Below are 20,744 nucleotides of genomic sequence, written 5' to 3'. Positions count from 1 at the left end.
GAGATACTACTATAGAACGGAGAGTGAACAAAGTGAGGCAAAAAAATGTGTTGTAAACGATTGCGTATGCTGTTATCACATAGGCGGCGCGCTTTCTGGGGGCGTTTTGTCTAAAGAAAGTCGTTCGATTTTCTTCTTTTTTACCAACGATGAGGACTCTCCGGGTGCTACAGACAACGACCTCGCAGAAGGCTGGGTTGCAAAAAACCGTCACTAAGCGTCGGCTGCTGACGATCGCCGGGCTGGGCTGGATGTTCGACGCGCTGGACGTCGGACTGCTGTCGTTTTTATTGGCGGCGCTAAAGCAGGACTGGGGCCTGACCGCGCAGCAGCTGGGGTGGATTGGCAGCATAAACTCTATCGGCATGGCGGTCGGCGCGTTCGTCTTCGGCGTCATGGCGGACAGAACCGGGCGCAAGTCGGCCTTTATCGTTACGCTGCTGCTGTTCTCCGTCGGCAGCGGCCTGACGGCGCTGGTCTCCACGCTGGCAGCGCTGCTGGCGCTGCGTTTTGTCATCGGTATGGGGCTGGGCGGCGAGCTGCCGGTGGCGTCGACGCTGGTGTCTGAAAGCGTTGAATCCCACGAGCGGGGGCGGATCGTCGTCCTGCTTGAAAGCTTCTGGGCCTTTGGCTGGCTGGCGGCGGCGCTTATCGCCTATTTCGTCATTCCCGACTACGGCTGGCGCGCGGCGATGCTGCTAAGTGCGCTACCCGCGTTTTACGCCATCTATCTGCGCCTGCACCTGCCCGATTCGCCGCGCTATACCGAAATGGCGGCGCAAAAGCGACGTCCCTCCATTATGGAGAACGTACGGGCGGTGTGGTCGGCGGACTACCGCCGCGCGACGGTGATGCTGTGGATCCTCTGGTTCTGCGTGGTGTTCTCTTACTACGGCATGTTCCTGTGGTTGCCTAGCGTGGTGATGCTAAAAGGCTTTAGTTTGGTGAAAAGCTTCCAGTACGTGCTGATCATGACGCTGGCCCAGCTGCCCGGTTACTTCACCGCCGCCTGGCTGATTGAGCGCTACGGCCGCAAGTTTGTCCTGGCGAGCTACCTGACCGGCACCGCCGTCTGCGCTTACTTCTTTGGCGCATCCGACTCTATCGCTCAACTGCTGACGTTCGGCATGCTGCTGTCGTTCTTTAACCTCGGCGCGTGGGGAGCGCTGTACGCCTATACGCCGGAGCAGTATCCGACCGCTATTCGCGCCACCGGCGCGGGCATGGCGGCCTCGGTTGGCCGCGTCGGCGGTATTCTCGGGCCGCTGATGGTGGGTTACATGGTGGCGATGAACGCCTCGATTTCGCTGATTTTCGCCCTGTTCTGCGCATCGATTTTTGTCGGCGTGCTGGCGGTGATTTGGCTGGGGAAAGAGACGCGCCAGACGGACTTGATGCCGTAAGGCCTAATGCGAACAGCGCCTGCGGCCTAGTTGGCCGGGGCGTGAAATTCGTTAACGGTGTCCCACGCGATGTGCTGTAATATCGTCGTCGTTTCTTTTGACATGTCGCCGTCTACGGGGGCATCTCCGCCGACCGGCGACTGATTATAAAGCGTAGCGAAGAATACGCAGGCGGCCAGATAGGTTCCGGCCAGTGACGGGTGCATATTGTCGCTGTGGTAGAGGCGAATTTCCGGGTGCGTTTTCATCGCCTTCTCGAAGGCCAGGCCGACGGGAGCGACGTATCCGCCCGTTTTCCGCGCGATATCGATATAGGCTTCGGCCAGTTTCTGCGTTTCTTCCGGCTTTTTAAGCTTTGCCCAGGTCATGAAATAAACGACCTTCGAGCCCGCCTCGTGGGCGATTTTGGCCATTTGAGTCGCCGACTCGGTGAAATACCTGCGAGTACTCTCTTCTTTGGCGATCGGCTCGTTGGAGTTTCCTTGTAGCACCACCACGTCCCATTTTTGTAGCGTATTCTGGAACTGAACGTTGGGTATGTGCCACCCCAGCCTGCCGCTGGAGATGGTAATACCCCGATAGCTATACCCCTTGGCGCGCTCGGGCAGCAGCGAGCGGGCGAGATCCCGCAGGCGGGTGTTTAAATTATTGTTGTAGTGTGTGTAGGAGTTGCCGTAAAAGGCGACGGTCTTATTCTGACCGTCCATTTTTGCCGTCGGCGCGGGGGCGATGAGCGTATCCGCCTGAGCGAAAAGAGCGCCGCTAGACAGCACGATGGCAGCGATAGCTATGACTCGTCTTTTCATCCGTCAGTGACCTCAACGTTGAACGTTTAGTGGGACGCCGCGGGCGGTGACTGTTTCTCCCGCTCCTGCTTTTCCAGCGTTCTCTCCAACAGCACCGAATAGAGCGGCCTGCCGCCCAGCGCTTGCGCCAGCAGGGTTGCGCCCAGGCAGGTGACGATCATCGGCAGGATCAGCTGATAGTTGTCGGTCATTTCCAGCACAAGGACAATGCCCGTCAGCGGTGCGCGCACCGTGGCGGCGAACAGCGCCCCCATGCCGGCGATGGCGAAGGTGCCTACTTCCAGCCCGTACTGGGGGAACAGCCAGATGGCCGCGGTACCGAACGCGGTGCCGAACAGGGTGCCGAGGGCGAGCGTAGGCGCAAAGATGCCGCCCGGCGCGCCGGAGCTAAAGCACAGTACGGTAGTGATAATGCGGGCGATAAAGATGAACATCAGCACGCCGAGCGAGTAGTTACCCGCCGCCGCGATGGGGATAAGGGAAAATCCGCCGCCCGCCGCTTCCGGCTGGATAATGCCGATAATGCCGCACAGCCCGCCTAAAAGCCCGCCGGTCAGGACAAACCTGCGCCAGTCGTTGCGGTAGACGCGGGCGAAGACGTCCTGCATGGCGATGAGCAGGCGGTTGAACAGCACGCCGACGACGCCGAAAATCATGCCTAGCACCAGATAAAGCCACAGCGTGTTAATGGGCGCGGAGGAAAGGCGCGCCACTTCAATCACCGGCCGGCTGCCGTTAAACAGCTGAAATACGATGCTGGACATAATCACGCCGATAAACACCGCCTTGATGGAAATCAGGCTGTAGCGAAACTGCGGGCGCATCTCTTCGATGATAAACAAAATGCCCGCCAGCGGCGCGTTGAACGCCGCCGACATACCTGCCGCCGCGCCGGTCGCCAGCAAAGTGTGCCGCGCCTCGGTGGCCTTAACGCGAAAGATATCCACCACCATTCGGCCCACGTTGCCGCCCATTTGCACCGTCGGCCCTTCACGTCCAAGCACCATGCCTGCACCCAGCGTGCCGAGCCCGCCGAAAAACTTCACCGGCAGCACCCGCCACCAGCGTACGGGGCGAAGTTCCTGCAGCGCGCCTTCGATTTCCGGGATGCCTGAGCCTCCCGCCTCCGGGGCGAAGCGGCGCACCAGATAGTAGCCGAACATGGCCAACAGCGCGGAGCTGATAAATACCGCCGGCCAAATCAACAGGGGGTTTCCGGCCGCGTGGCCGACGCCAAACAGCCGCTGGTGGTTAACCCAGTTAACGGCGTGTTCGAACAGCACGCCCAAAAGCCCTGCCAGAGAGCCGACGACGGCGGCCAGTATCAGTACGGCGACCGGCGTTTTGTCCTGATTGCGCAGGCGGCGAAGCAGGCCGATCTTTTGCCGAAGAACAGGGGACTCGGCGAGAGAAGCGGAGTTAGACATTGTCATAGAGTTGCCCGATTGATGAACGTGCGGCGCGGCAAACTGCGTCAGCTTAGAATAAACTAAGTAATATTATACGGTGCGAAAGCCGTATCGACATCACGTCAGATGCTGTGCCGTTGATTTTTATCACTGACAAAAGGAGTGCCTATGATGGTCGAGTATGGACATTACCCCATTCGCCTGAGTCAGGTTGACGATCTTTTTGCTATCGCAGGCATTGAGAGGGCGGCGGCCTCGCTGTTTTCTTATGATATTTTGCCCGAAGAGGAACAGCAGCAGACGCTGCCGATGTCGACGCTGGAGCAGGCGCAGGCACAAAAGCGGCTGTGGGTGGCAGTGAGCGCACATGATGAGCCCATGGGCTTTATCCTGATGGACGCCGTCGGCGACTGGGGATGGGTAAAAGAGGTGGGCGTTCACCCTGAGTTTGGCCGTCGTGGAATTGGCCGCCGCCTGATAGAAACCGCCATCGTCTGGTCGCGCATGCAGGGAAGCCGCTACGTGGGGCTGACTACCTTTCGCGACGTGGTGTGGAACGGGCCCTTTTACCGCCGCATCGGCTTTAACGAATTCGAACAGCGCGCAATGCCGACGTTTCTGCAAGGCGCGCTGGTACAGGAACAAACGTGGAGCCGCGTTCCGCGTATTGCGATGTATATGGAGCTGTAAGTGGGCCGAGTCGCTATTGTTCAGCAATAGCCTGAAGATACTTTTCCAAAACGATGTTTCTTCCGCACAGCACGACCGCAATCTTTCTTCCTTTAAACTCCGGCGTCAGGCGCAGGGCCGCCGCCAGCGCAACGCCGGCTGCGCCCTCTATCATCCAGCGATCGGTGCTTGCCAGCAGCCGCATAGCGCGGCGAATTTCCTGTTCGCTAACCAGTTCGCAGCGGTCGATAACCCGCTGGCAGAGCGGGAAGGTGACTGAGCCGGGCTCAACGCCGCCCGCCGTGCCGTCGGACAGCGTGTCGCGCTCAGGAACGTCGATGATTTTCCCCGCCTGAAGGCTTGAGTACATGGCGGTCGCATTTTCCGGCCAGCAGCCGATAATCTGCGTTTTGGGCGACAGCTTTTTCATTATGCTGCCAACGCCGGAGATGAGCCCGCCTCCGCCGACGGAGACGAATACGGCGTCAAGATCCGGCGCCCGGTCGTACAGCTCGGCGCCCACTGTTCCTTGGCCTGCGATAATGTCGATATCGTTATAGGGTGAGACGAACAGCTTGCCCTGCTCGGCGGCCTGTTCGGCCGCAGCCTTTTCCGCCGCCAGCGCGTCGCCTTCTACCAGTTCAACCCGTGCGCCGAAGGTGCGCATAGCCTCCAGTTTGACCTTTGCCGCCGTCGCGGGCGCGTAAACGGTGACGGGTACGCCGGAGGAGCGCGCCGCGAGCGCCAGCGCCTGCCCGTGGTTGCCGGTCGAAGCGGTAATCACGCCGCTTTTTCTCTCACTATCGTTCAACAGGCGGATCTTGTTCACCGCGCCGCGAAACTTGAACGAGCCGGTGCGCTGTATGTGTTCGCACTTGAGGAATATTTCGCAGCCGTTTATTAAGGAGAGCGGAGCGCTGAGCTCCAGCGGCGTGACTCTAACCTGGGGGCGAATGGCGGTGTGGGCGTCAACAATTTGGCGAATAAGCGAATCCATCGGGCCTCCTGAAATTTTTGACGTAATGGGCTAGTTTTATCTTGTTGCTCAATAGGTGTCGAGAAAAATGGCCTTTTTCGACGCCTTTTGCGGTATCGCACCGAATTTTTTATCACCCGCCCGTGACAGGGCTGTATTTATCTTGCAACATGAAAATATCCAAAGGCGACAAGCAGGAGCAACCATGAAAGAGACTGATAAACAGGTGACCTATACGCCCTGCAACCACCAGTTAACTAACGTTAACGTCTGGACGCCGGACAGCCAATGGCTGGTTTACGACGTTCGTCCCAGCGGCGCGTCGTTTACCGGAGAAACCATTGAGAGGGTGAACGTTGAAACTTGTGAAGTAGAAGTGGTGTATCAGGCTGAGCCTGAAAGCTTTGTCGGCGTAGTGACGGTTAGCCCTGCCGAGCCCGTTCGCTATGCGTTTATTCATAGCCCGGAAAAGCCGGACGCGCAGTGGCATTATGACTTTCACTGCCGACGCGGGGTTATTGTCTCCGAACCGGACCGAAAGCGCGCCGTCACGCTGGACGCCATGGACATCACGCCGCCGTTTACGCCGGGCGCGCTGCGCGGCGGTTCTCACGTTCACGTTTTCAGCCCGGACGGCAGCCGCCTGAGCTTTACCTATAACGATCGCTTGATGCATGAGCGCGGCGCGGAATTTGATCAGCGCAACGTCGGCGTCGCCGTCCCGCTGCATCCCGTTTCGGTAGATAAGCAGCACCCCAGAGAGTACGACGGCAGCCACTTTTGCGTGCTGGTGAGCCAAACGACGGCGCATCCGGAACCCGGCAGCGATGAAATCAGCTGCGCCTACGAGGAGGGCTGGATTGGCAGTGAGGGTTACGTAAAGGCCGACGGAAGCCGACAGCGCTGGGCGCTGGCCTTTATTGGCGATACCCGCGATGAGGGCGGCGAGAAGGTGCCGGAAGTGTTTATCGTCGATTTGCCGCCGGCGCTGGATGACTACGCCAAGCCCAGTATTGGCCCGCTGGCGGGAACGCCGGACGCCATGCCGTCGCCGCCGGCGTCCGTTACGCAGCGCCGTTTAACCCACACGGTGGACAGGCGCTTTCCCGGCGTGGCGACCGTGCCCCGCCACTGGCTGCGCAGTTCGCCCGACGGCAGCAAAATCGCCTTTTTGATGAAGGACGACTCCGGCGTGGTGCAAGTTTGGCTGGTTTCTCCGCAGGGCGGCGAGCTTAAGCAGGTCACGGACGGTGAGTTCGGCGTACAGTCAGCCTTTACCTGGAGCCCGGACGGGCGCAGCCTGGCGTTCGTGATGGACGGCAGCGTGGTGCTGTGCGACGTCAACAGCGGCGTGGTTACGCGCCTGACGGAAAAGCGGGCGGAAAACCACCCTTGTCCCGATGCGGTCGTGTTCTCACCCAATGGGAAATACATCGCCTATATGCGCGAAGTTGATGGTTTTACTCAACTATTTATCACCGGTACGGAGATAGAACGTTGGGAAACTGGTGAATGCGTTGTATAGCGGTCTATAATGTACGGGACTGCACTTGGCGAAAGGGAGCATTTTCTCTCCCTTTCCGCCGATGCGTTTTCACTTATGTCCTTGTTGGAGAAGAGAATGGGAATTTTATTCAATTTTGTAAAGGAAGCGGGCGAGAAGCTTTGGGATAACGTCTCTAGCAAACCGGAAGATAAGGTCGCTAAGCTCAAGGAACACCTGAACAAGGTGGGCCTGCCGGGCATGGATAAGATAGAACTCGACGTTAAAGACGACACCGTGGTCGTCGGCGGTGAAGCCGCGGATCAAGAGCTTAAAGAAAAGCTGATGGTGATCCTTGGCAACGTAGCAAGCATTGGCCAGGTTGAAAACAGGCTGAACGTCGAGCAGCCTTCAGAAGAGGGTAACTTCTATACCGTGAAGAAGGGCGACACGCTGAGCGCCATCGCCAAGTCTCAGTACGGCAACGCCAATAAGTACATGGTTATCTTTGAGGCCAATAAGCCGATGCTGAGCCATCCGGACAAGATCTACCCGGGGCAGGTGCTGCGCATTCCCAAGATTTAATGAGCGTACGATGCCTATTGCCCTACGGATCTCGGATCCGTAGGGCAATAAGATAGCCACTTCCACCCTGTGAGCGTATGGTTCACAGGGTGTTTTGTTTATGGGCTGACGCCGTATTATATTGGCGATAGAGGAAAACTGTTTTCCATTTTGTTTGCCTTAATAGGTGACGAGGGGGCTTGAAAGATCTTTCTACTAATATTTTCGCCTTCGTGTGGCTCTCCTATTTCATTGTTTCTGTGCGCGATCTCTGTGGATTGAATTATTGTTAATGAGTAGATGATATTTTATGAGCTTGTTTTTTCTTTTTGACAAATGCTTATTTTTTTACATACCAATAGAGTTTTAACGTTATTGGCTGATTTTTATATTATATTCGATCTTTTTTATTGGTTTTATCATTGGGTTAGAATGTTAATCTGTTTTGTGGTTTTATGAGTCCATTTTTAGATTAAATTATTGTTTGATTGCCATAAGTCGATCTATTATTTTGTCGCTGCGTTGGGCGGAAATTTCTTATTTTTCTCCATAACGATTGCTGATTGATACAAAAGATAGCATTTAGAGTAGGCTAAATGGCGTGTTATTCATGTTGATTTTATTCTCTATTTGTTGTTATTTCATGTCTTCATCATTCAGCTCTAGGTAAAAAGAATGCTCGTTTATCGTATTTTGAGGTGATATATGGCATGGAGTGCATACAAATTAGCGATAACTCCAATATGCAGATACTGCGAAAAGAAGGAAGGCGTTCGTAAATATGGGCGAGGAAAAACCGGGTTTCAGCGTTATCGCTGTGAAAGCTGTAACCGAACCTTTCAGACTAAGTATATCTACCCCGCCTGTCGGCCGGAGGCTGATAGAAAGTTATCGTCAGCGGCCTGACCGACAACTTCATTTTTCAGATTAACCTTAACGCAAAAGCAAGCTTTGAAACGGTAAGAAGGAGTTTGCCTCATGACCCCTTCTTTCCTCCAGCTTAAATCCTACCAGAGCTTTTATAACGCTCAGTAGGGAAGACTATACCATCCAGCAAATCGAAAATAACAAGAAAGTATCCGCCCCAGTTTTTCGCAGCAATTTCTTTTAATTACCTCAAGGAAATCAAGCATATGATTATTCATCTTTTATCAGCTTCCCGCTGCGATTTACCCCAGCAGGTCATTCGCCAGCTTTTGAGAACCCCGGTCGCTGCGGCAATTGCTCTAGTTTTGACGCCACAGGCTGCATTCGCTGCGTGCGGCGATGCGACCGGTACAATGACCACCAATGTGGAATGTCAAGCTGCGTCGGGCAATGCGGAAGTGAACGCAAATGGCCTGAATATTAATGTTACCGGTATAGGCACGGCGATTGACGTCTCGGCGCTTGCTGGTAACGCAACGCTCAATATTAACGACTCCACGGTTAATACGAACCCCAGCGGTGGGATTGGCAATCACGGTATCCGCGCTTGGGCGGAGACAACTGCGGGCGACAGCGCCATTAACCTGACCGGAACTAACGTAGTGGTTGTTAACGGGGTGGGCGATACCGGCATTGTTTCTAATGGCGGTAACTCCGACGGTAATTCAATCATTACGATCGGCGGCGAGCTGACGTTGACCAATAATGTGGATAATACCAACTATGCTGACGGCATAGAGGCAAATGCTATCAACGGCACGTCCAGCATCGTTCATACCGGCAGCGGCACGATTACCGTACATGGCGGTAATGCAATCCTTTCTAACAGTACCGGAACCGGAAACTCCAAGGTAGAGATAGGTTCTGGCGTGCGCCTGATTGTCGATAACACGGTTTCGGGCGCAAACGCGGCGAACGTGAACTCTGGCATTCGGGTAAACAGTGAGCTTCAGATTGAAATTGATTCTGCCGCCCGGATTGACACATTAGGCGATAATGCCCACGGTATCGAGGCCTATTTAAGCAGTAGAGGAGCGGATACCTTCATTCACAACGGTGGCGCTATTCAGACTAATGGCGCTAATAGCCACGGCGTTTATGCTCGCGCTTCGGGCAGTGGCTCCATCACTATAATCGGCAACGGCGCAATTACGACGGCGTCAGACAGCGCGACTGACCGGAGCTATGGCATTTTTTCCAGCTCGCTGAATGGCTCTAACAAGGTGATGTATTCCGGCGATATCATAACTCACGCGGTTAACTCCAGCGGTATTCGCGCAGCGGCTACGGGAACCGGTGATGTCGAGGTAGCCTATACTGGCCCACGTATTGAAGTCTTTAGCGATAACTCTGACGGCATTCACGCATCGGCAAGAGTCGGCTCAACAAAAGTGAGCGCCACGGGCACTATCATAACTCACGCTAAGCTGTCCGGAGCGGATGATGGTACAGGGCATGCGGCATTCGGTATTGCTGCTCTTAGCTCACAGGGCGACGTAGAAGCGGCTTTCACCGGGGATCTGATAGACGTTAATGGGTTGGACTCGGCGGCATTTTATGGTGACAGTAAGTACGGTACGCTTGGCACTGGTGTAGGAACAGTCAGTCTAATCAACACGGGTAAGCTTGTTGCTCGCGGCGAAAACGGCAGCGGCATTCAGGCTTTCTCAACGACCGGCGCGATTACCGTTGATAATGCCGGCGCGATCGAGACGTTAGGCGCTAACGGGGCCGCTATCCTTGCTGAAGCAGATGGGGCTGCGGATATTAGTATTGTCAATAGTGGCAATCTTACCATCGGCGGCAACACCAGCTACGGCATTCTGGCCAGCAGCGCCGGAGCCTCAGTCATCGACGTCACCAATAGTGGTACAGTCCACGTACTTGGCTCTGGCACGCGCGGCATCCAGATACGAGGTGGTGACGGTGCGGCCATCAACATCGTTAATAACGGCGATATCCTGCATGACACCATGCGCGGCGTCGGCCAATACGGTATCGAAGCCAAACCGCTCACCGGAAACAACAACCATATCACCATTGAAAATAACGGAAACATAGTCGGCAGCTCGTTTGGCATCGTTGCTTGGTCCGGCGGCGTCGCTCATACCGGCGGTACGTCAGCTATCACTATCGGCAGCAGCGGCTACGTCGACTCCCTGTTTGGCCTTACCGCCGACATGAGTGACAGCAACACATTCAACATCCTGAACGGGGGACGGGTTAATGGTCGACAGGTTGCCCTGATGCTCAGAAGCGATGACAGCGCTACGCCGCAGGATACCGTCAACAACAGCGGTTCTATCACGTCCGATAGCGATCGGATACTGGCTACCTCATTTACTGCTTCCAATGCCTCTATTCATTTTAACAACCAGGCTAACGGCCAAATGACGGGCGTCATGACCGCCGACAACGCTCGTGTCACGGTTGACAATGCCGGACAATGGAACCTGCGTAAATTTGCCGACACGGACGGTGACCGCATTCGCGACGCTTTGACGGTAGCGGTATCAGACTTCGGCAGCAGTGGCGACAACCACATTACCAACAGCGGCGTGATTACACTGCTGGGCGACAGCGGCCAGGCCAGTACTCTGGACGGTACCGGCGCTTACAGCACCGGTTACCTCATCAACAGTATGGTGCAGGGCCAGATCCTGAACGTGCAGACCTTCAGCAACAGCGGCGTCATTAACATGAGCAACGGCGCGGTGGGCGATGTGCTTATCATCAGCGGCGGTCAGACTCCCGGCGCTTCCGGTGGCGGCGTGTTTGTCGCCAACGGCGGCCAAATCACGGTTGACACAGTGTTGAATGAAGGCGGCGCCAACAGCGCCAGCGATATGCTGGTGGTAGACGGCACCCGTCTGGGCAGCTCGGCCACTGGCATCAAGGTGAACAATCTTGGCGGCCTGGGCGCGCAGACCACGGATGACGGCATTGAAGTCGTACGCGTACTGGACATCAGTCAGTCAGCGGCAGGCGTGTTCACTCTGAGAGGCCGCGCCGTTGCCGGAGCTTACGAATACGAACTGTATCAGGGCGGCGTCGACGCGAATGCCGACAACGGCAATTGGTATCTACGTTCTCAATTCTTGTCGCCAAGCCCTACGCCGGAAAGCGTCATCCGCCCTGAAGCGGGCAGCTACGTGGCCAACATGGCGGCGGCCAGCAAGATGTTCAACCTGCGTCTGGAAGACCGCGAAGGGCGCGCGGAGAACTCCAGCATGTGGCTGCGTCAGCAGGGCGATCGCACCACGTTCCGAGACGGCAGCGGTCAGGTCAAAACCTCCACCAACACCTACGTGATTCAGGGCGGCGGCGAACTGGCGAGCGTGCAGTTCGGTGAGGATGACCGCTTGGGCCTCGGCCTGATGCTGGGCTACGGCCAGTCGAGCAGCAAGAGCGTTAACGGCCACAGCGACTACAGCTCCAAGGGCAAGGTTGACGGCTACAGCGGCGGCGTGTACGCCACCTGGTATCAGGACTCGAAGTCTCTCGACGGCCTGTACGTCGACAGCTGGGCGCAGTACAGCTGGCTTGATGCCAGCGTGAACGGCGAGCAGCTGGCGAGCGAAAGCTACGACATGAAGGGCTTTAGCGCGTCGGTGGAAGGCGGCTACCGCATGCCGGTGTATCAGGGGGAAAACAGTCGCGTGTACGTGACGCCGCAGGCGCAGGTTATCTGGAACGGCGTGAAGGCCGACGATCACCGCGAAGCCAACGGCACCAAGGTGACGTCCGACGGCGACAACAACGTGCAGACGCGCCTTGGCGTGAAGCTGTCCCGAGATGGCGTAAGCGACATGGACAAGGGTAGCGACAAGCTGTTTACCGTCTACACCGAAGCGAACTGGCTGCATAACACTGAACGCGCAGGGGTAACGATGAATGGCGTCACGACTCGTCAGGCGGGCAGCACCAACGTCGGTGAGCTGAAGCTGGGTATGGAAGGCCAACTGAGTCAGCACGCCAACGTCTGGACCAACGTGGCGCAGCAGCTGGGCGACGACGGCTACAGCGACACGGCGTTGACGGTCGGGTTTAAGTACAAGTTCTAATTCCTGCCGTTGTTAAATAGAAGGCCCGTAATGATGAGTTACGGGCCTTTTTACTTGCTGCTTCAGAGGATGATAAGCCCGTTCGGGCTATTTGAATATCTCTCAGAATTTCATTGCCGATTTACCGTTCTTACCTCTTTTACTCATAAAAATGCGGGCCAGGTGACGCCGTACGGGCATTCCTGCGCCGTGAGATGCAAAACGACGGTCCGTATTGTTTCAAAGAGGGAATGCATCTGAAATTTGATGTTATCTATTTCTCATTTTTGAAAACAACATTTTTCAAAATAAAAAATGATAATTTATTGTTGCTATTTTTATCTCTTTTATTTCTCTTATTAATCTTTATTTGTATCTTTATTAATGCGCTGCAATGTTATTACCTATATTTTATCTTATCTTCGATCTTTTTCATAAAATCTTACACTTAAATGAAATATTGTGCTGTTTGATTGGTAATTATGTCCATGTTTAGACTAAATGGTTGTTTGAATCATTTTAATCGATCTATTATATTGCTCATGGCTTGGATAGGGATTTCTATGCTTTCTGCTTTGTCAGAGCGGCCCACCATGCATATAACGGTAGGATTTCTTTAGGAATATTGGTGGCTGGCTCAAGCCCTTAGTTTTATTTAATTGATTGAAATATATATTAAATTATTTTTATATAATTTATGTCGGTAGCATATGCAATCAATTCACCATTCTAGCGTCCGCCAACGAGCCCTATAGATAATTCTTTTACCTATATCACGAAACATTTTAGTTATTTCAATTTTTGTAATAGATTTTTTTAAGGGAATTAAATAGATATTTATGGCGAGCAATAAAGCAAATCAATGCGTAACCTCTTCAGTTACGCATTATTCCAAAAAACGCACCCCTGTTTCTTTAGCCGTGTTGGCCGGGATTGCGCTGCTTAGCGTAAACGGCGCTTATGCGGCGAACGAATGTAGCGGCGGCGTCGCGCCTGCTGCGGGCTCGACGGTTTCCTGTGCGGCGGGCAGTTATTCGACCGGTATTGCCTACTCAACTTCGGACATTACGCTGAATATCGCTGATGGTACCGTTACGCCATTCGTTAATATGAATAGCACAGGTGACCTTTTCACCTCGATAGGTGCAGGCAGCGTTATAAATTCGACTGCTGGCATCATTGCTATCAATACGGTCAGCTCAACCGGCACGGTTGCCGTTAATATTATCGGCAGCACGATTTCCTCACAGGAAGCTCAAGCGATCAATACGTTTGGCGTCGGTAAAACAACCACGAGTATGACGGACTCTACTCTTACCGTGGCGCCTTCCGTCACGCAAAAATGGGGTATTTATAATCACGTTAAGGATGGTGATGCGTTAACGCAAATAGAAGGCTCAACGTTCAACTATGCCTACACTGGAACGTCAGGAGGCACCGGCGGCGCGGTGACAAACTTCCTTGAATCTGGTAGCGGTATTTCCAGTATTGTGTCAAAGAACAATCAGTTTAATCTGTCGCTGGACGCATCCGTTGGCGTCGTTTCTGGCCTTGAAAGCAATACGCGATATGCCACTGATGTCATTATTGAAGACACCGGCAGCGTATTTAGCTTTAATGCGCCACAGGGGCAGGGTCGCGCAATTTTTCTTCGCCCTCAGTCCGGCGGTAACGGCATACTGAAACTTACGGGTACGACAATTACCGGTTCAGCGACAGATGTCTATGGCGCTTATGTCTCAACCACTGGCGGCAACGGCGATGCCAGCATAGTTGCCAACGATATTGATGTTTCCCTGACTGCTGCAGCGAGTTCAACAAATACCCGAGCGATTGGTGTTCTGGCATCTGACGCAGGCACTTCTTATATCGAAATTAATAACTCAGCACTTTCAGTCAACGGTGGGAAGGATACGCGCACGCTGCAAGGCGGTGTTATCGGCCGCACCACGGATTACAAGCCCGTTGTAGAGGGAGGTAATGGGCAGGCCGTCGGCAATACCACAATGCTGATTAACAATTCCAGCATCAAGGTTCAGGGCGAATCAGGTAAAGCTATCGAAGCGATTACTGATGGTCAGTTCGAACTGGCTGCCGGTTCAAATAGCACGATCGATGCATCGACCTCCGTACATGGTTCAGCCATTTTTGTCGCAGGTGAATATATCTCCGGTGGTTTACGTCGACTGAGCGGTGATACAGATATCAAGATTGGCGCAGGCGTCAATGCGATCGGCGGCTGGACTGATGACTCAGCGCCTAGCCAGATCAACAATACCGCTACTGCAATTAATCTTGGTACCGCTGGCAATTCCATTATTACTAATAAGGGTACGCTGGGCGCGATGTCTGACAGCATCGTCAATGCGCAGGGCAACCGGGCGAACAGCACGGCCATGGCCTCCTTCAGCCTGACCAACGCAGGCGTGATGACCGGCAGCGTCGACCTCTACGATACCGTTGACGGCGCAGACATCCAGAACGCGGGCGAGTGGAACTTGCGCAGCGTGACCGACACCACCGGCGACGGCGTGCGCGATACGTTCGGCGTATCGGTATCCAATATGGGACTGAGCGGCAACGGTACGGTGACTAACAGCGGCACAATGACCCTGTTGGGCGACGGCGGCCTGGCCACCACCCTGAATAACAGTAGTGAATATAGCACCGGCTATGCGGCTAACAGCATGGCTATCGGCGGTGCGGCGCAGGCTCAGCTTCTTGGCGTGCAGACCTTCAGCAACAGCGGCGCTATTAATATGGGCAACGGCGCAGTGGGCGACGTGTTAGTTATCAGCGGCGGTCAGACTCCCGGCGCTTCCGGCAACGGCGTGTTTGTCGCCAACGGCGGCCAAATCACGGTTGACACAGTGTTGAATGAAGGCGGCGCCAACAGCGCCAGCGATATGCTGGTGGTAGACGGCACCCGTCTGGGCAGCGCGGCGACCGGCATTAAGGTGAACAACCTTGGCGGCCAGGGACTGCAAACCGTTGACGACGGTATTGAACTCGTCCGCGTGCTGGACGCCAGCCAGTCAGCGGCCGACGTGTTCAAGCTGAGCAACCGCGTAGTTGCGGGCGCGTATGAATATGACCTGTATCAGGGCGGCGTCGGCGAGAATGCTGACAACGGCAACTGGTACCTGCGTTCGCAGCTCGCTCCGCGCGCAGAAACGGGCAGCTACGTGGCCAACATGGCGGCGGCCAGCAAGATGTTCAACCTGCGTCTGGAAGACCGCGAAGGGCGCGCGGAGAACTCCAGCATGTGGCTGCGCCAGCAGGGCAACCATACTGAATCCAGAGACACCAGCGGGCATGTTAAGACCACCACCAACACCTACGTGATTCAGGGCGGCGGCGAAGTGGCGAGCGTGCAGTTCGGCGCGGATGACCGCCTGGGGCTGGGCCTGATGCTGGGCTACGGCCAGTCGAGCAGCAAGAGCGTTAACGGCCACAGTGACTACAGCTCCAAGGGAAAGGTCGACGGCTACAGCGGCGGCGTGTATGCCACCTGGTATCAGGACGCCAAAACGCTGGACGGCCTGTATGTCGACAGCTGGGTGCAGTACAGCCTGCTTGATGCCAGCGTGAACGGCGAGCAGCTGGCGAGCGAAAGCTACGACATGAAGGGCTTTAGCGCGTCGGTGGAAGGCGGCTACCGCATGCCGGTGTATCAGGGGGAAAACAGTCGCGTGTACGTGACGCCGCAGGCGCAGGTTATCTGGAACGGCGTAAAAGCCGATGACCACCGCGAAGCCAACGGCACAAAAGTGACGTCCGACGGCGACAACAACGTGCAGACGCGCCTGGGCGTGAAGCTGTCTCGCGACGGCGTAAGCGACATGGACAAGGGCGGCGATAAGCTGTTTACCGTCTACACCGAAGCCAACTGGCTGCACAATACCGAGCAGGCGGGTGCGACGCTGGACGGCGTAACTACTCGTCAGGCGGGTAGCACTAACGTGGGCGAGCTGAAGGTGGGCTTTGAAGGCCAGCTTAATAAGCATGCTAACCTGTGGACCAACGTGGCGCAGCAGCTGGGCGACGACGGCTACAGCGATACGGCGTTGACGGTCGGGTTTAAGTATAAGTTCTAATTCCTGCCGTTGTTAAATAGAAGGCCCGTAATGATGAGTTACGGGCCTTTTTACTTGCTACTTCAGAGGATGATAAGCCCGTTCGGGCTATTTGAATATCTCTCAGAATTTTATGGCCGATTTACCGTGCTTACCTCTTTTGCTCATAAAAAATGCGGGCCAGGTGACGCCGTACGAGCATTCCTGCGCCGTGAGATGCAAAACGACGGTCCGGATTTTTTCAAAGAAGAAATGCGACTGAAATTTGATGTTATCTATTTTCTCATTTTTGAAAACAACATTTTTCAAAATAAAAAATGATAATTCATTGTTGCTATTTTTATCTCTTTTATTTCCTTTATTAATCTTTATTTGTATCTCTATTAATGTGCTGCAATGTTATTACCTATATTTTATCTTATCTTCGATCTTTTTCATAAAATCTTACAGTTAAATGAAATATTGTGCTGTTTGATTGGTAATTATGTCCATGTTTAGACTAAATGGTTGTTTGAATTACTTTAATCGATCTATTATATTGATAAAGGCTTGGATAGGGATTTCTATGCTTTCTGCTGTGTCAGAGCGGCCCACCATGCATATAGGGATAGGATTTCTTTAGGAATATTGGTGGCTGGCTCAAGCCCTTAGTTTTATTTAATTGATTGAAATATATATTAAATTATTTTTTATATAATTTATATCGATAGCATATGCAATCAATTCACCATTTTAGCGCCCGCTAACGAGCCCTATAGATAATTCTTTTATCTATATCACGAAATATTTTAGTTATTTCAATTTTTGTAATACATTTTTTTAAGGGAATTAAATAGATATTTATGGCGAGCAATAAAGCAAATCAATGCGTAACCTCTTCAGTTACCGATTATCACGGTTTGACCAGACAGACCCTGCGTCATTTTTTAAAAACTCCCGCAGCCGTAGCCATTGCTATGATTTTGACTCCGGGGATGGCGTTTGCCTCCTGTGTCGGATTAAATACAGCATCGGTGGTCTGTACTGGCAGCGATCCGGCCTACCCTGCTACTGTGTCATCTTATGGCTCCGGCCAGACGACTGCTCAGTTAACTGACTGGGCGATGAACGGCGGCGCGTTGGTTCTTAGTTCACTTGAGGGCGGAACCGTCACTGCGAACGGCGTTACAATCACTAATGGTACCAGTAGCTATAACGGCATGATTTCCATGTTGTCCTCTACGGGAGCTGGCGATGTCTCAATTAACGTCAGCAATTCGAATCTTACTGCTGAGACTACCACGCAAGGCGTGGTGGCTGAAATTCGCGGTACGGGGACAGGCAACGCATCAGTTACGTTGACCGACACAGACATTACACTAAACAGCGGTGCTGCTGGCGGCGGGGTTAACATATTAGCCTACAACGGGGGCAATGCTTCGATAACGATTAATTCCGGCAAGATTACGACTAACCCGAATAACTCAAATGCGGTTTCTCTTATCAGCGATGCGGCTGGAGATATCAACGCGCAAATTTTAGGCGGGCAGTTGCAAACATTCGGTACGGGAGCAAACGGTATTGCCGCTCGTTATCAGACTGCGAGTACGACTGGTGTCACTACAATCAACAACCATGCAAACATCGCGACCGCAGGGGCAAAAGCTAACGGTATGCGGATCACCAATGTCGGCAAGGTTGATATTACCAACTATGGCGATATTGCCACAGCAGGAGATGCGGCGTTAGGTATTTATGTGCTGGGAGAGAATGCCGGCGATGTTATTGTAGAAAACAGGGGACGGATCCAGACCGCTGGTGCAAGTTCAAGCGCTATAGTCGCCCAAGGCATTGGACAGGTTAAGGTCGATAACTATGCCGAATTGACGACAGCTGGAGACAGCGCTTTCGGGATTTCGGCGTACTCTGCCGATGGGCCTGTCTTCATTAACAATGCCGGAACCATCACCTCTGGCGGTGCAATGGGGCATCTTATCAGCGGCTCGACTGTTAGCGGTACGGTTAATATCGTCAATACGGCGAATTTACGAGCAAATGGCGTTTCTGGTCGCGGCATTAGTGGTGAATCAAGCGGTGTAGGTAATGTATTCATTACCAATCAGGGCTCCATCACCAACGAAGGTTTTAACAGCGGCATTGTCGGCATTTCGCGTGGAGGCGGTAACATCACCATTGAAAACCATGGCGCGATCGGCGTAAATGGCTATGATCCTGTATCTGACGATGGCGCAATCGCCATCGCTACGTTGGTTCGCGCCGGAGGCACTGGCAGCATCTTTATCACTAATGATGCGGCGTTAACCTCAACCGGCAGCCAGAATGCTTCAGGTATTCGGGCGCGAAATCTGGGGGCCGGCAATGTTGCAGTAAATAACGCGGGGGCTATCACAACGACTGGCAGCCAATCACATGCTATTTACACGGTAGGAAATGTTGGTCAGGTTGATATCACCAATAGCGGCGTGCTCAGCACATCAGGCTTGGCTGCTGGTGGTATTCAAGCCGAGACCGCTGGCGGTAATGTTAGCATCGATCATAGTGGCAGCATAGATACGCTCAGCGAGTTGGCCATTATGGTTAATAACTCGGCGGCTGGAACCCTGAATCTGAAAAACAGCGGGCGAATTACGGGTGGCATTCAGGCCGTCAATACGTCTACCGATTTTGATAACATCGGCGAGTGGAACCTGCGCAACGTAGCTGACACGACCGGCGACGGTACTCGCGATACGTTGGCCGTTGCAGTCAATGACTTTGGCGTAAGCGGCGGCAATGCCATTACTAACAGCGGCACAATGACCCTGTTGGGCGATGGCGGTCTGGCGACTACCCTGAATAACAGCGGCGAATACCGCACTGGCTATGCGGCTAACAGCATGGCTATCGGCGGCGCGGCGCAGGCTCAGCTTCTTGGCGTGCAGACCTTCAGCAACAGCGGCGCTATTAATATGGGCAACGGCGCAGTGGGCGACGTGTTAGTCATCAGCGGCGGTCAGACTCCCGGCGCTTCCGGCAACGGCGTGTTTGTCGCCAACGGCGGCCAAATCACGGTTGATACCGTGCTGAACGACGGCGGCGCCAACAGCGCCAGCGATATGCTGGTCGTTGACGGTACCCGTCTGGGCAGCGCCGCGACCGGTATTAAGGTGAATAACCTTGGCGGCCAGGGGCTGCAAACCGTTGATGACGGCATTGAAATCGTCCGCGTCTTGGACGCCAGCCAGTCAGCGGCCGACGTGTTTAAGCTGAGCAACCGTGTGGTTGCCGGCGCATACGAATATGACCTGTATCAGGGCGGCGTCGGTGAGAATGCCGACAACGGTAACTGGTACCTGCGCTCACAGCTGGCGCCTCGCGCAGAAACGGGCAGCTACGTGGCCAACATGGCGGCGGCCAGCAAGATGTTCAACCTGCGTCTGGAAGACCGCGAAGGGCGTGCGGAGAACTCCAGCATGTGGCTGCGTCAGCAGGGCGATCGCACTACGTTCCGAGACGGCAGCGGTCAGGTCAAAACTTCCACCAACACCTACGTTATTCAGGGCGGCGGCGAAGTGGCGCACATGCAGTTCGGCGCGGACGATCGCTTGGGCCTCGGCCTGATGCTGGGCTACGGCCAGTCGAGCAGCAAGAGCGTTAACGGCCACAGCGACTACAGTTCTAAGGGCAAGGTCGACGGCTACAGCGGCGGCGTATACGCCACCTGGTATCAGGACGCCAAAACGCTGGACGGCCTGTACGTCGACAGCTGGGTGCAGTACAGCCTGCTTGACGCCAGTGTGAACGGCGAGCAGCTGGCGAGCGAAAGCTACGACATGAAGGGCTTTAGCGCGTCAGTGGAAGGCGGCTACCGCATGCCGGTGTATCAGGGTGAAAACAGCCGGGTATACGTGACGCCGCAGGCGCAGGTGATCTGGAACGGCGTGAAAGCTGACGATCACCGCGAAGCCAACGGCACAAAAGTGACGTCCGACGGCGACAACAACGTGCAGACGCGCCTTGGCGTGAAGCTGTCCCGCGACGGTGTGAGCAACATGGACAAGGGTAGCGATAAGCTGTTTACCGTCTACACCGAAGCGAACTGGCTGCACAACACCGAGCGTGCGGGGGCAACGCTGGACGGCGTAACGACGCGTCAGGCGGGCAGCACCAACGTCGGCGAGCTGAAGCTGGGTATGGAAGGCCAGCTGAGTCAGCACGCCAACGTCTGGACCAACGTGGCGCAACAGCTGGGCGACGACGGCTACAGCGACACGGCGTTGACGGTCGGGTTTAAGTACAAGTTCTAACCCTTGTTGTAATTGAATCAAGGCCCGCGATGAAGATTGCGGGCTTTTTTTCGTCTCCCTATCAGCGTATTCTGGCCGAGATTTTATTGGTGAAATCAGAAA

At 54.4% G+C, this 20,744-nt stretch carries 11 protein-coding genes; 8 read left to right on the top strand and 3 right to left on the bottom strand.

Annotated elements, in window-relative coordinates; all coding sequences use genetic code 11:
* Nucleotides 1-149 precede the first annotated feature (149 nt).
* Nucleotides 150-1,403, top strand: a complete 1,254-nt coding sequence (locus tag V8L73_RS18320; RefSeq protein ID WP_051155765.1) for an MFS transporter — start codon at nucleotides 150-152, stop codon at nucleotides 1,401-1,403.
* 26 nt (nucleotides 1,404-1,429) lie between these two features.
* Here the strand turns inward: V8L73_RS18320 and V8L73_RS18315 are convergent, their stop codons facing one another.
* Together V8L73_RS18315 and clcA are read right to left on the bottom strand one after the other, a co-directional pair.
* Entirely contained in the window at nucleotides 1,430-2,209 is a 780-nt protein-coding gene (locus V8L73_RS18315) for a DUF4886 domain-containing protein (RefSeq protein WP_347253675.1), read from the bottom strand.
* A 26-nt stretch (nucleotides 2,210-2,235) separates the two neighbouring features.
* Nucleotides 2,236-3,642, bottom strand: coding sequence for a H(+)/Cl(-) exchange transporter ClcA (gene clcA / locus V8L73_RS18310; RefSeq protein WP_027275127.1), 1,407 nt, complete (start codon nucleotides 3,640-3,642; stop codon nucleotides 2,236-2,238).
* Nucleotides 3,643-3,786: 144 nt separating this feature from the next.
* Between clcA and V8L73_RS18305 the strand changes: the two genes are divergently transcribed.
* Nucleotides 3,787-4,308 (top strand): GNAT family N-acetyltransferase, encoded by a 522-nt coding sequence (locus V8L73_RS18305; RefSeq protein ID WP_347253674.1) that lies wholly within the window; start codon nucleotides 3,787-3,789, stop codon nucleotides 4,306-4,308.
* Between the two features lie 13 nt (nucleotides 4,309-4,321).
* On the opposite strand, the gene V8L73_RS18300 is transcribed toward V8L73_RS18305, so the two are convergent.
* Nucleotides 4,322-5,284: a threonine/serine dehydratase gene (locus tag V8L73_RS18300; RefSeq protein ID WP_347253673.1), complete on the bottom strand. Its 963-nt coding sequence runs from the start codon at nucleotides 5,282-5,284 to the stop codon at nucleotides 4,322-4,324.
* A gap of 184 nt (nucleotides 5,285-5,468) precedes the next feature.
* Between V8L73_RS18300 and V8L73_RS18295 the strand changes: the two genes are divergently transcribed.
* From V8L73_RS18295 to V8L73_RS18270, 6 genes are all read left to right on the top strand, one after another.
* Nucleotides 5,469-6,788, top strand: a complete 1,320-nt coding sequence (locus tag V8L73_RS18295) for a DUF3748 domain-containing protein (RefSeq protein WP_347253672.1) — start codon at nucleotides 5,469-5,471, stop codon at nucleotides 6,786-6,788.
* Nucleotides 6,789-6,884: 96 nt separating this feature from the next.
* Nucleotides 6,885-7,331: a peptidoglycan-binding protein LysM gene (gene lysM, locus V8L73_RS18290; RefSeq protein WP_027275125.1), complete on the top strand. Its 447-nt coding sequence runs from the start codon at nucleotides 6,885-6,887 to the stop codon at nucleotides 7,329-7,331.
* Between the two features lie 1,112 nt (nucleotides 7,332-8,443).
* Nucleotides 8,444-12,301: an autotransporter outer membrane beta-barrel domain-containing protein gene (locus V8L73_RS18285; protein ID WP_347253671.1), complete on the top strand. Its 3,858-nt coding sequence runs from the start codon at nucleotides 8,444-8,446 to the stop codon at nucleotides 12,299-12,301.
* A gap of 818 nt (nucleotides 12,302-13,119) precedes the next feature.
* Complete coding sequence (locus V8L73_RS18280) at nucleotides 13,120-16,377, top strand: autotransporter outer membrane beta-barrel domain-containing protein (RefSeq protein WP_347253670.1); 3,258 nt, start codon at nucleotides 13,120-13,122, stop codon at nucleotides 16,375-16,377.
* Nucleotides 16,378-16,407: 30 nt separating this feature from the next.
* Nucleotides 16,408-16,677, top strand: a complete 270-nt coding sequence (locus V8L73_RS18275; protein ID WP_347253669.1) for a hypothetical protein — start codon at nucleotides 16,408-16,410, stop codon at nucleotides 16,675-16,677.
* A 635-nt stretch (nucleotides 16,678-17,312) separates the two neighbouring features.
* Nucleotides 17,313-20,642 (top strand): autotransporter outer membrane beta-barrel domain-containing protein, encoded by a 3,330-nt coding sequence (locus V8L73_RS18270; RefSeq protein WP_347253668.1) that lies wholly within the window; start codon nucleotides 17,313-17,315, stop codon nucleotides 20,640-20,642.
* Nucleotides 20,643-20,744 lie beyond the last annotated feature (102 nt).

The organism is Leminorella grimontii (genome assembly GCF_039789245.1).
Taxonomy (GTDB): domain Bacteria; phylum Pseudomonadota; class Gammaproteobacteria; order Enterobacterales; family Enterobacteriaceae; genus Leminorella; species Leminorella grimontii.
This window is presented reverse-complemented; position numbering and strand designations above follow the sequence as displayed.